The following is a 13,227-nucleotide window of genomic DNA, read 5'->3' on the forward strand; positions in this document are numbered from 1 at the left end:
ATAATAAGCTTAATGATTGTTTTAATGAAAAGATATTCACTCCTGACCCTGTTGCTGGGTTGGTTGGTACTCTGCGGGCATGCTGCCAAGGCGCAGCTCAAAGGCAAACCATCGTTTAGCGGGATATACCCGCACCTGGCGATGTACAACAATGAAGGCGAATGTGGCACGGGGGCAGTGGTACCCTGGGCAGGCAAGCTTTGGGTTATCACTTACGGCCCGCATTTGCCTTTTGGCTCTTCTGATAAATTGTACGAGATCAGCGCGGACCTGAAACAAACTGTTTTCCCGGGCAGCATCGGCGGTACTCCTGCCAACCGCATGATCCATCATGAAAGCAAACAGCTTTTCATCGGACCTTATGCGATTGATGAAAAGGCCAATGTGCGTGTGATACCTTACAAGGAGATGCCCGGCAGGCACACAGGCAATGCGAGGCATTTGACCGACCCTAAGAACAAAATCCTGTACGGGACTATGGAAGAAGGGGTTTATGAAGTTGATGTTGCTACGCTGAAACCGACCATGCTTTACGAAGACGGGAATGTAGACCGCGCCAAAGCGGCCGATAAAGCGACCTACCAGTTTAAAGGGTTGCTGCCTGGAACGCATGGAAAGGGTTTTTACTCGGGCCAGGGTGTGGTGGTTTATTCCAATAACGGCGAACCGGGAAAACGTGCCGAGATCGACTTCGATATCGAGTCGGGTGTGCTGGCGGAATGGGATGGGAAAGACTGGAAAGTGGTGCGCCGCAACCAGTTTGTGGAAGTAACAGGCCCCGGAGGAATTTACGGAAACAAAAACGCAGAAACAGACCCGATCTGGGCGACGGGCTGGGACCATAAGTCGGTGTTGCTGGGTGTGCGCGACAATGGGAAATGGAGCTTTTACAGGTTACCGAAAGCAAGTCACGCTTACGATGGCGCCCACGGCTGGAACACCGAGTGGCCGCGTATCCGGGACGTGGGAACGGCCGCAAAGCCCGACTATCTGATGACCATGCACGGTATGTTCTGGCAGTTTCCAGGTGCTTTCACTTCGGGAAATGCTGCCGGAATACGTCCGCGCTCGGCTTATCTGAAAGTGATCGGCGACTATACCCGCTGGAATGATCAGCTTGTATTCGGCTGCGATGATTCGGCACAACGGGAGTTTTTGAACAAAAGAAAAGCGAAAGGCGGCATTGAAGGTCCGGGACAATCCAACTCCAACCTGTGGTTTACCCCGCTTGACCAGCCCGATAAACTCGGCCCGAACACCGCAGAAGGTTCGGTTTGGTTGAAGGAGAATGTCAAAGCAGGGGAAACTTCCGAGCCATTTTTATTTGCAGGCTGGCCTCAAAGGTCTGTTTGGGTGCAAAATAACGGAGACAGTGAAGTGAGCTTTGCCATGGAAGTTGATAAGAACGGAAAAGGAAGCTGGTCTGCATTGAAATCCATTTCGGTACCTGCAAAAGGCGCCAAACGCATTGATTTTACAAATGCTGAAACAGGCGAGTGGATCAGGTTGAAAGCGGCAACTGCCACGAACGTGACGGCGCACTTTTACTACTCGGACACTGACCAGCGTACTGCTACGCACGATGCTATTTTCAATGGTCTGACCCTGGCTTCCAATGCCAAAACCACGGGAGGATTGATCTATGGCCTGGGCGAAAACCGTCGCACAATGGCATTGGCCGCCATGGATTACAGCGGAAGCGCACCGAAAGAGACGGGCTATTATGAGCTGGATGCCGATATGAAACTGATACGAAAAGACGATGCGAAAACGCTGGATTTTGTAAAAACCAAATTTGCGATCCCGCAGAAAGTGGTCACTGTGGATGCAGCTTCGGTGCTGGTCGTGGATGATAAGGGAAGGCGCTGGCGGCTGCCACTGGGGAACGACGCTTTTACCGGCTTAACAAACGACGGCGCATTGCGGATTTGTCGCGAGGTAGCCACCGAGCGCGACCTTTTCAATTGCCACGGGACGTTTTACGAGCTGCCTGCCGAGAATGCAGACGGTTACGCGAAGATCCGCCCAGTTGCTTCGCACAACTTCCGGATCAACGACTACGCTTCGTACCGCGGCTTGCTGGTGATGACCGGCCTTGATGCCGACAAAGCCTCCAAAAACAACCACATCATCGTTTCGAATGACAAAAAAGCGGCTGTGTGGGCAGGTGCGATCGACGACCTTTGGAAGCTGGGCAAACCAACCGGCCACGGCGGTCCGTGGAAAGACACGAAAGTGAAAGCAGGCGAATCTTCCGATCCTTACCTGATCAGTTTTTATGACAAAAAGAAACTGTCGCTCTCACATCATGCAACGGCGGCTGTTACATTTACCCTTGAAGCGGATCCGGTTGGAAACGGTCCCTGGATGGAGTACAAAACCTTCACGGTAAAGCCGGGCGAGACACTCCATTTCGATTTTCCAAAAGAGTTTGCATCCCGCTGGATCCGGTTCCGGACCAACGCCGATTGCCAGGCAACTACATGGCTCGACTATAAGTAGGACAACCTTTATACGGTCTTTATACAAAAAGTGTGCACGTGCACACTTTTTGTATTTACGGCATGTTCAATAGTAATTTAAATGGAAGTTTTTCGCAGAATGTCAAAATAATATTCTCCAAAAACGAGAATACTTAAAATTTAATTACATTTCGCCGGTTACTTAATTATAAATGCAAAATTAAACTGATTGCCTATGGCGCTATAAAAACTACTCAATGGAAGTTCGCCTCACCTGTGCCCGTTCCGGGATAATGCACCTGTTATTTAGCTAAACTCTTAAAATCTTCACACTCACCAACCCATTTCGGTTATGAAAGATCGATACAAAAATTTATTCAGGATTCCTGTCATTGCAGCATTGTCGCTGTACATGGGACAGGAACCTGCCGAAGCTGCCAATCCTGGCCTGCGCATCGGCAAGCTGGCAGCCACAGCATCAAAACGCGCCGAGTATACGGTGACCGGAAAAGTTACTTCTGCCGAAGGCGAGGCACTGCCCGGTGTCAGCATCGTTGAAAAAGGTACTACCAAAGGTACCACCACCGATATCGATGGCGCATTTAGCATTAATCTCACCAATCCTGGAACTACGCTTACATTCAGCTTCATCGGCTATACCACGAGGGAAGTGGTGGTAGAAGGCGCTACAAACCTTGATGTCGTTCTCGAATCAGACGCAAAAGGGCTGGACGAAGTGGTGGTTGTGGGTTATTCAGCCAAAAAAGTAAGGTACCTGTCGAGCTCGGTATCTACCATCAGCAGTCAGAAGCTGCGCGACGTAACTTCCAACGAACTGCCGAACCTGTTGCAGGGAAAGGCGCCGGGTGTGGTCGTTTCCACCAACTCAGGTGACCCGACCAGTCCTGCGAGGGTGGTAATCCGCGGGTCGGGAACAATCTCGGCCAGCAGCTCGCCGCTTTACGTGGTCGACGGGAACATTGACGGTAGCTATAACCCGGTGGACGTGGAGAATGTAACCGTTCTGAAAGACGTGGCGGCTACCGGTTTATACGGTTCACGTGCTGCAAATGGCGTTATTATCGTCAATACGAAAATGGGGAAGGCAGGAAAGACCGAGATCAACTTTAACAATACATTCGGCTGGTCAGAGGCAACAACAGGGAATTTCCGCCTGATGGACGCGCAGGAATTGTACGATTTCCAAAGTACTTTCAACCCGCGTGACCCGTCAGTTCTGAAAAACAACACGAACTGGTGGAATGAAGCATTCCGCACCGCTTTTGTGAACAACCACAATGTCTCGCTGTCGGGAGGTTCGGATAAAACAACTTTCTATGTGTCTGGTAACTACTACAAAGAGCAGGGCACAGTGATTGAAAATGATAAAACGGGCTATAACTTCCGTACAAACCTTCGCTCGCAGCTCACGAACAAGCTGACTGCTGCGGTGCTATTCAATGCACAGTACACCAGGGACAACTATCAGAACAGCAATACCTTGTACGATGCGTACACCAACCTGCCGTTTGACCCGGCGTATGAAAACGGCGCTCCGACAGACGGACGCTCGTATCCGAACTGGCTGGGCCGCGACCGTGAGAACTTCCTGCATTCGATCCAGTACAACTTTGCAAAAGCAAAGAGCCTGAGAACGAGTCTTGATGTTAACCTCGATTACGATCTGACTGACAAAATCACATTGTCCAGCTACAACCGAGCGAACTTCGGAAACGGCTCCGGCGCCACTTATTACGACCGCCGTACCAAGCAGGGAGGCGCCAATGGAGGTGAGCTTTACAACAATAACAACAACAACTACCGCCTGCTGACGTCTAACCGCATTCGTTACTCAGAGGAATTCGGGAAGCACAATCTCACTTTGCTGGGAGTAGCCGAAGCGGAAACTTCTTTTGCAGAATACAATACGGTATCGGGCAAGGGTTTGCCGGCAGGGCAGGATGTACTTTCGGTAGCGACGGACATTCTCGTTTCGCCGACCAGCTACAATGAACAGGTTGCATTCCGCAAGTTCCTGGGTCAGGCCGATTACAACTACGATAATCGCTACTTCCTGGTTGGATCGCTGGTGAATGAGTTTTCTTCTTTGTTTGGTAAAAACAATTCATCTGCCAACTTCTTCCAGCTGGGCGCTTCGTGGGTTTTGAGCAATGAGAATTTCCTCAAAAACAACAAGGTGCTTTCTTTCGCAAAACTTCGTCTGAGCCACGGAACAGTAGGTAATGCAGCTATCCCGAACTTTGCATCTTTGGGACTTTACACCATTTCCCAATCTGCCAGCTATGCCGGTGTGCCAGGCGCACAGCCTTTTCAAAAGGGTAATCCCGACCTGACCTGGGAGAAAATCCGTGCGTCCAACCTCGGTTTTGACATTAGTCTGTTCAACCGCATTGACCTGACGGTTGATCTCTATAACAAAAAATCCGAAGACCTGCTTTACCAAAAGCCACTGACTGCTACGACGGGTTACAGCTATGTTTGGGTCAATGCAGGTTCTGTACGCAACAGGGGAGTTGAATTCAGCCTGACTTCCAATAACCTGAGCGGCAAGGAGCTTACGTGGGAAACGAACTTCAATATGGCATTGAACCGCAACAAGATCCTTGAACTGAGCGGTGGTGCAGCGACTTTCCGTCCGGGTAACCGTTTACCACTGGCAGCAGGCCACGATATGGGAGAGTTTAATCTGCCGGTTTGGGCAGGTGTGAACCCTGAAAACGGCGATCCGCAATGGGAGAAAATTGTAACGGATGCAAATGGTAATGTGACGAAAGAACTTACCAATTCATACAGTTCCGTGCAAACAGCGCAGTCGCGCCAGTTTACAGGTAAGTCTACAAACCCGAAATTTACCGGCGGTTTGACCAACACATTGGGTTACAAAGGATTTACATTCTCTGCATTCTTCAACTTCGTGTATGGTAACTGGGTGTATAATGAAAGCCGCGCCTACTTTGACAACGATGGTTTGTATGAAAGCTACAACCAGATGATTCTGGCGAAAGGCTGGTCACGCTGGGAGAAACCGGGGGATGTTGCCACACACCCGAAACCGATCGTAGGTGGTAACAAGGATTCCAACCAGTCTTCAACACGCTACCTGGAAGACGGAAGCTACATCCGCCTGCGGAACGTTCGTGTAGGTTACAATATCCCTGTTGACGCAATCAAGCGCATCGGATTTGCACGTGCCAACATTTTCGTGAGCGCGGATAACCTTTGGACAGGTACCAAATTCACCGGTCCGGACCCTGAGGCTTCCTTCTCTTTTGAGGATACCCCGGGTAACTCCAGCATTAAATACCCGATCAGCCGCAAGCTGCTCTTCGGTGTCAATTTCACATTGTAAAATTCAGCAGATATGAAATTTATAAAATCAAAACTGGTACTGGCACTCGGATTGGTGTCGATGCTATCCTGCGAACAATATTTTGATCCTACCACCAACATTGATGAAACAACTGCGCTGGCCAACGAGTCGGACGTGCAGACTGTGACGATTGGTACCTATGCATTTTTGAACAAATCAAACTATGTATACAGCGGCCACATTATGATGGAGTACCCGAGCGACGAAATCGCCCAGGGACAGATTTCCGGAAATGATTTTACCCGCGTGTACCGGTATACCCACATCAATACGTCGACGCACGCAACCAACTACTGGAGTCAGTGTTACAAGATCATCGCGGCTACCAACAAGGTAATCGGCTTTGTCTCAAATGACGCTTCTACCGAGCTGAAGCAGCTCAAAGGTGAAAACCTTTACCTGCGTGCGATGGCGCATTTCAATATGGTGCGGATGTTTGGACGACCTTATCCGCAGGAGAGTGGAAATAACCCGGGTATCCCCATTCTGCGCGACGGCCTGAGCGATGAGGAAGCTACCAAACTGCCGAGATCTTCGGTGAAGGAAGTATACGATTTCGTGATCAGCGATTTGCTTGCAGCGGCTGACCTGATGACGGTGAAGAAGTCGAATATTTACGCGTCAAAGGAAGTTGCTTACGCATTGCTGTCGAAGGTGTATCTGTTTAAAGGCGACAATGCAAATGCTTTAAAATACGCGAACCTGGTGATTGACAGCGGCCGGTATTCATTGCTTTCTTCGTCCAATTACCCCAGCTATTTCAAGGTTGTTCCAGAAAATAACACGGAGACGATCTTCGCAGTGCGCCATACCAGCGTTCAGATCGCGGAGATCAGCAGTATGTATATCAGCTCCGACCGGTCGGGCGCTCCGCTTGCGCAGGGTGTGAGCGGCTGGGCAGAGTTGTATGCTTCTCAGAAATACATTGACTTCCTGGCGCAGCATCCCGAGGATCTTAGAAAATCGTTTATCACCCCTTATGTATTGAACGGACAGCTGCAAACCAACAAAAAGCTGACTCCCGCCACGCCGATGTACTACATTAACAAGTACACTTTGCAGGACAATGTGATCAATGCATCGTCGCCGGTATACCTGCGTCTGGCAGATATTTACCTGGTGCGCGCAGAGGCAAATGCGAAGCTGGGTAACACTGCTGCTGCACTAGCCGATGTAAACCTGATCCGTACCCGCGCGGGGCTGTCGGGAACTTCATTGTATACCACTGCGAATGTGGCTTCTGCTGGTAAGACCATCCTGGACGTGGTTTTGGAAGAGCGTTTCCTGGAACTTGCATTTGAAGGTCACCGGATCTACGACCTGTTCCGCAACGGACGCCCGATGATACGTAACTATCCGGGTACCCACTCACAGAACAATACACCTACCACGGATGTAAGGCAGACCATCCAGCCGACAGATCCGAGGGTTGTGTTTTTCATTCCTCAGAACGAAATCGATCAGAACAAAAACCTGATCCAAAACCCATAACCCATTATATTCTGTTTAAGTAGTGTGGACAGCAGGCAGGATTTCTGTCTGCTGTTTTTTTGTGCAAAAATTTTTTTACAGACTTGTCCAATTCTGAAAAGCCGGTTGTCATTGGTTTTTAAACATTCAAACTTTACAAATGGAACCAAGACTTAATTTTCAGGAAAAAGGAAAAAATGCGGCGAAGGTGCTTTTTGGTATGGGCAGCTACTTGCATAAGTCGGCAATAGAATTGCCTTTGCGGGAACTGGTGGTGTTCCGCGTATCGCAGATCAACCAGTGCGCATACTGCCTGGATATGCATTACAAAGATGCGCGGGCCAAAGGCGAGACCGAACAGCGGCTCTACGGACTGAGCGCGTGGCGTGAAGCGCCTTACTATACTGAGCGCGAAAGAGCCGCATTCGCGTGGGCAGAGGCAGTTACCAGATGCGAAGTGCCCGATGCGCTTTATGCAGACGTGAAGCAGCAGTTCTCGGACGAGGAGCTCATCGACCTGACTATGGTGGTGACAAGCATCAACACCTGGAACCGCATTAATATTGCATTTCCGAGCACGCCCGGCAGTTACCAGGTCGGGCAGTTTGGTTGATAAATGCACTTAATTGCAGCTTTTTAAACATTCCAGATCATTCAAAATATTCAAATAGAAACCAAGATGAACGAATTTCTGATCGCAATTCACCGTGACCTGAAAAGCAAGGACGCGAGTCCGTCACCAGAGCAAATGCAAGCCGCTATCAAACCGTTTCAGGATTGGATCGGCAGCATTGCCGCCCAGAATAAGCTGGTAGCTCCTCCAAAGCGCTGGGACCTTGACGGGCGGGTAGTTACCAAAAACAGCACGGTTACAAACGGGCCTTACGCCGAGATCAAAGAATCGATCGGCGGTCTGTTCCTGATCCGTGCAGAGAATTATGAAGAAGCAGTAGAGATAGCCAAAGGCTGCCCGATCCTTGAATGGGGGGCGTCAGTGGAAGTCAGGATGGCGCTGGGGTAATATGCTGCTTCCAAACCTCTTCCGCACAGAGTACCGCAACATTGTTGGGGTACTCTGTTATTTGTTCGGGATTGAGCACGTAGAGATTGCGGAGGATATTGTGAGTGATACTTTTCTGGCGGCTACGGAGCACTGGAGTTTGCACGGCGTGCCCGATAACCCGACAGGCTGGCTTTATACCGTGGCTAAGAACAAGACCAGGAATTATCTCAAACGGAATGCATTGTTTGAGAAAAAGCTGGCACCCGAGATCAGGTATACCTCGGAAATTTCAGAAGAGATCGAGATTGATCTGTCGGGAAAGAACATTTCCGATAGCCAGCTGGCTATGATCTTCGCGGTTTGTAACCCTGCAATTTCCACAGAATCGCAGGTATCGCTGGCGCTGAGCCTGCTGTGCGGTTTTGGTGTACAGGAAATCGCTGACGCTTTTTTAACGAACAAAACAGTAGTTTACAAAAGACTAAACCGCGCTAAAGAGAAGCTGAAAGAAGCCCGGATACGCATTGAGCAGCCTACTCTGTCGGAAATCAACAACCGCCTTGATCCCGTACTCACGACTTTGTATTTGCTTTTTTCGGAGGGTTACTATTCCGAAAGCCAGGACACGGTGCTCAGGAAAGACCTGTGCGCCGAGGCAATGCGGCTGGCCTCTCTGCTGCTTGGCAATGAGGCCACCAACAAGCCGGCTGTTAATGCGCTGCTATCGATGATGTGTTTTCACGCGTCCCGTTTTGATGCCCGTGTCGGAGATAATGGTGAAATGGTGTTGTATGAAGATCAGGACGAGGCGCGCTGGGACCAGGAGCTGATCAGTCTGGGCAAGGATTTCCTGATCAAAGCGTCGACAGGCGAGGAAGTTTCCAGGTACCATCTGGAAGCCGGCATTGCATTCTGGCATACTCAAAAGGAAGATACCAGTGAGAAGTGGGAGCGTATCCTGCAACTTTATAACAACTTGCTGATCCTCGAATATTCGCCCGTTGCAGCATTAAACCGGACATTTGCGGTGTCGAAAGCAAGAGGCAAGGAGCAGGCAATTGCAGAGGCAGAAAAGCTTGGACTCACCGGCAGTCATTTCTACTATTCGTTACTCGGCCACCTATATACTGGCCTGGATAATGAAAAAGCGCTGGCCCATTTTCAAAAAGCACTTGAAATGGCTGTTTCCACGTCGGATCAGCAAGTTATTGAAAAGAATATTGAAAAACTTTTTCTATAAAATGGTACGTCTGGAATCCGAACGTTTGAGTTACGAGAAATTTACACAGGAACATTTTGCCGATTATTTCCGACTGGTTTCGGAGCAGGATGTAATGCAATATATCACGGGTGCCGCGCTCAATGAAGAGCAGGCGAAAGCACGTTTTCAGGTCGCGCTGAATGCGGACCGTGGTCTGCATCACTTTGGTTTCCTGGCTGTTTTCGAGAAGGAAACGGGCACTTTCACCGGTCTGGCCAAAATTGTTCCTTTTGAAACAAACCTTTGCGAAATAGGGTACGCGCTCTTTCCTGCATTCTGGGGAAAAGGGTATGCAACGGAAATTACGCGCACAATGGTCAGCTATGCAAAGCAGCTGGGCAATGTGCCGGAATTGATCGCGCTGGTGAGCCCTGAAAATCACTCTTCCGTGAAGGTACTTACCAAACAGGGTTTCGTATTCTTCCGGGAGATTGTTGATGCCGGCGGTACCCGCCACGATTATATCCTTCGCATTTGAAGTGAACGATAGCAAGGAGAAAAATGCCCCGGAAAGCTGATTTGCTGCTTCCGGGGCATTTTTTGATTTATAGCCAAACCACCTTTTGCTCTGAAAGCTTGGGTGAGTTTTTCAGGTGTTAATGTCCATAGGCTATGATCCTGATAGTCGAAAGTGAGAACACGAAATAAGTTTTCAAAAGCCGGAATTTGCTGAGATGGTAATCCAATCTGAGCTGTTGATCGTAAATGTTTGGATAAGTATGAAAGTAGCAATGTTAAGTTTGCCACCAGGCAGCACAAAAAGCAGGTTTATGCCTTACTTTACACACGCGCAAAACCAATGAAACGCGTATTTTAACGAGCTCCTTTTACAGAACTGTTCACACAGCCCGGCACGGATGTTGCGAAGTGGTTATTTATGATTGACAAAGTGAAGATTTTGATTTTAGAAGATCACCCTGTAACTGCCAGGGGATTGAAGTTTTTTTTAGAAAAGAGCTTAGGTACAGAACAACCCGCCACAGCAGAAATATGGTACCCCGAACAAAAGCCGGCAACGCGGCGAGAGCCTGCGGATGTATTTATCCTTTCTGTCAATCCGCGATCTGCATTTCCGGGTATTTTCGAAAAGTTGCAGCGGGAATATTCGATTGATCCCAAACAACTTGTCATTTTCTGCGACAGTTCCGAGTTTCGCACCGGTCTTGAATACCTGTACAAAGGGGCTGCGGGCTTTGTTTTCAAGGAAACGGACCTGCTGGAACTGGTACGATGCGTAGAAAGTGTTGCGAACGGGCAGCCGTATATCTGCCAGGAAGCAGTGCAGAAGATACTCTGGCACTTCATGCCGGGATCCGAAATAACCCTGAACCTGAAATCGGAAGAATTCCCGCTCACAGCCAAGGAATTCGAGATTGCGCGTGAACTGTCGCGCGGGCTCAGGGTGACCGAAATCGCACGCCGCTTCAACATTACGCCGGGGCGTGTAAGTATCTGTAAATCTTCCATTTTTCGCAAACTCAACATCAAAGACCGCCGTGAATTGTCGGCAAGGCTCTTTGAACTTTCGGCAAACCGCAAGGTTGTGTAGGCTTGGTGCGCTTTACGTATGTGCCTGAAAGTTATTTAATGATTTGCATCCCCGGCTGGTAGGTATAAACAGAATAGGGGATCAAACGCGCGGCTACCCAACGGGCCACAAGGCAGGCGACGACAATCGGAAGAAACAGGACGTAGCTCTCTGAAATGGCGCAGGCGAGGAAAATGGCAGTAAATGGTGCATGAATGCTGCCGCTGAGCACCGCCGCCATTCCTATCACAACAAAATTGACCGGGATCAATCCCAATCCGAAGTAATGGTTCAATGCATTACAGACCAGCAATCCAAGGAATGCACCTATGAACAGGCTTGGGGCAAAAACGCCACCATCGCCGCCTGCACCCAGTGTAACCGAAGTCGCAACCGGTTTGAGGAGCAGCACGATCAGAAGCGGCAGCAGCAAAGCCAGCGAATGCTGAGGGGCCGCTGCAATCGCCTGTTTTATTCCGGAGTAACCTTCTCCGTAAAGACTGGGGAACATGAAAATAAGGGCAGAAATCACCAGCGAACCCAGTACGATCCGAAGTATATCGTGCTCAATGGAAGCAAAAAGCTTTTTGGCCAGAAGCACGCATTTGGTCAGATAAGCTGCGCTGAATCCTGCGAGTACCGCCAGTAACAGCATATAAGGAATCGCTTTCAGCTGCCAGCCAGTGATTTTGAAGTCAAACAGAGGCTTGTAAAACCAAAAATGCGTGAGCAGCCAGGCGGTAAGTATCGCGGTCGCCACACTCAGGTGGTGCAGCTTGCTCCTTCGTTTGGTGAAGACTTCGTATGCAAACAAAAAACCTGCAAATGGTGCATTGAAAAGGGCAGTCAACCCCGCTGCCAAGCCGGCGCAGATCAGGTCTGTCCGGTACTTTTTCAAAAACCTCGCTTTCCTTGAAGAGAGTGCGCCGATGGCTGCTGTGGAAACGACGGTAGAGACTTCAATCCCGGTAGAACCGCCGAAAATGACTGTGAGAAATCCATTGAAATAATGGGAAGGGATCTTGTAAGAAGGCAGCATGTGCGCATCCTTGTTGATCGTGTCCATTACTTCTTTGATCCCCTTATTGGTTTTGTTGCGGAACAAAAACCGTCTCAGTATATAAATTGTCGCCAGACCTGCGAAAGGCAGGATCAGGATCAGCAATTTGTTGTGAACAATGCTTTCGAGGAAAAGCTCTTCGTAATGTTCTGTGATTACTTTCAGCGTGTCGGCTACGAGAGCGGAAAGCAGCCCGGTTACCGCTGCTGCGAGGATTACTGCCGATACGCGGCGGACTTTTTTGTTTTGATATGCACTTAGTTTCATAACAGTGGTGTTCACCGGTACCTCCGTTTCCAGATCTTGTACCAATGTTTGTTTTTGGGATAGTGGCGGTTTGGCGCCATATTATTGACAAAAATCGCCACCAGCAAAAGGATCAGCACACCCGAAAGAACAGGGCTGAGCACATATTTATAGCCCAGTGACGTAATTTTTTCGGAGCCGATGTTGGCGATTAACGCAGTAGCTCCTCCGGGCGGGTGCAGCGTGCGGGTAATTTGCATAAACACAATCGAGACCGACACAGCAAATGCAGATGCAAGCCAGATGTTCCCGGGGATGAGCTTGTGCACGGTAACCCCCACCAATGCGCAGATCAGGTGGCCGCCGATCACATTCCGCGGCTGTGCGAGCGGACTGTTGACAATACCGTAGATCAAAACCGAGGATGCGCCGAAAGATCCGATGAGGAAAACGCTGTCGGAAGCGCTAAACATGTTATTGTTGAAAAAACCGATCAGCGCGATACCGCTGAATGATCCCAGAAATGTCCAGAAATGGTCTTTGAAATCGACCAGCGTCTCCTTGTAAATCACGTAGCGCGCCATGCGCATGTGCTTTCTTAAATGCTTTCTCAATGTTTGTTCCTGATTGAACTACTAAATTATAATGTTAATGTGAACTATACGGTTCCCGGCTGCCAGGAAAATCTCCGCCGGGCTGCGGAGTTTGAGTAAGCGGCTTGCAATTTACGTTCACCGATTATCAGCCTCCATTCATCGATTAGCTGTCATTTCAGGTAAGCAACAGATCTATTTTCGACATACACA

General features: G+C 49.4%; 10 protein-coding genes. 8 read left to right on the plus strand and 2 right to left on the minus strand.

From position 1 onward, the window contains the following. Window positions 1-24: 24 nt before the first annotated feature. From ASG33_RS08485 to ASG33_RS08520, 8 genes are all read left to right on the plus strand, one after another. On the plus strand, window positions 25-2,502 hold the full coding sequence (locus ASG33_RS08485) for a hypothetical protein (protein ID WP_056283503.1): 2,478 nt from the start codon (window positions 25-27) through the stop codon (window positions 2,500-2,502). A gap of 312 nt (window positions 2,503-2,814) precedes the next feature. Next, entirely contained in the window at window positions 2,815-5,832 is a 3,018-nt protein-coding gene (locus ASG33_RS08490; protein WP_056282537.1) for a SusC/RagA family TonB-linked outer membrane protein, read from the plus strand. Between the two features lie 12 nt (window positions 5,833-5,844). Further along, entirely contained in the window at window positions 5,845-7,344 is a 1,500-nt protein-coding gene (locus tag ASG33_RS08495) for a RagB/SusD family nutrient uptake outer membrane protein (protein WP_056282540.1), read from the plus strand. Window positions 7,345-7,483: 139 nt separating this feature from the next. Beyond that, complete coding sequence (locus tag ASG33_RS08500) at window positions 7,484-7,936, plus strand: carboxymuconolactone decarboxylase family protein (protein ID WP_056282543.1); 453 nt, start codon at window positions 7,484-7,486, stop codon at window positions 7,934-7,936. A gap of 66 nt (window positions 7,937-8,002) precedes the next feature. Then, window positions 8,003-8,344, plus strand: a complete 342-nt coding sequence (locus ASG33_RS08505) for a YciI family protein (protein WP_056282546.1) — start codon at window positions 8,003-8,005, stop codon at window positions 8,342-8,344. A 1-nt stretch (window position 8,345) separates the two neighbouring features. Continuing rightward, the gene (locus tag ASG33_RS08510) at window positions 8,346-9,566 is read left to right on the plus strand and encodes an RNA polymerase sigma factor (protein ID WP_056282548.1); all 1,221 of its coding nucleotides are present in this window, start codon (window positions 8,346-8,348) and stop codon (window positions 9,564-9,566) included. A gap of 1 nt (window position 9,567) precedes the next feature. After that, the gene (locus ASG33_RS08515) at window positions 9,568-10,065 is read left to right on the plus strand and encodes a GNAT family N-acetyltransferase (RefSeq protein ID WP_056282550.1); all 498 of its coding nucleotides are present in this window, start codon (window positions 9,568-9,570) and stop codon (window positions 10,063-10,065) included. A gap of 399 nt (window positions 10,066-10,464) precedes the next feature. Then, window positions 10,465-11,136 (plus strand): DNA-binding response regulator, encoded by a 672-nt coding sequence (locus tag ASG33_RS08520; RefSeq protein WP_056282552.1) that lies wholly within the window; start codon window positions 10,465-10,467, stop codon window positions 11,134-11,136. 31 nt (window positions 11,137-11,167) lie between these two features. On the opposite strand, the gene ASG33_RS08525 is transcribed toward ASG33_RS08520, so the two are convergent. Further along, window positions 11,168-12,442, minus strand: coding sequence for a chloride channel protein (locus ASG33_RS08525; protein ID WP_056283508.1), 1,275 nt, complete (start codon window positions 12,440-12,442; stop codon window positions 11,168-11,170). A gap of 11 nt (window positions 12,443-12,453) precedes the next feature. Further along, window positions 12,454-13,035, minus strand: a complete 582-nt coding sequence (locus ASG33_RS08530; protein WP_310589183.1) for an HPP family protein — start codon at window positions 13,033-13,035, stop codon at window positions 12,454-12,456. Window positions 13,036-13,227 lie beyond the last annotated feature (192 nt).

This window comes from Dyadobacter sp. Leaf189 (assembly GCF_001424405.1).
Classification (GTDB): domain Bacteria; phylum Bacteroidota; class Bacteroidia; order Cytophagales; family Spirosomataceae; genus Dyadobacter.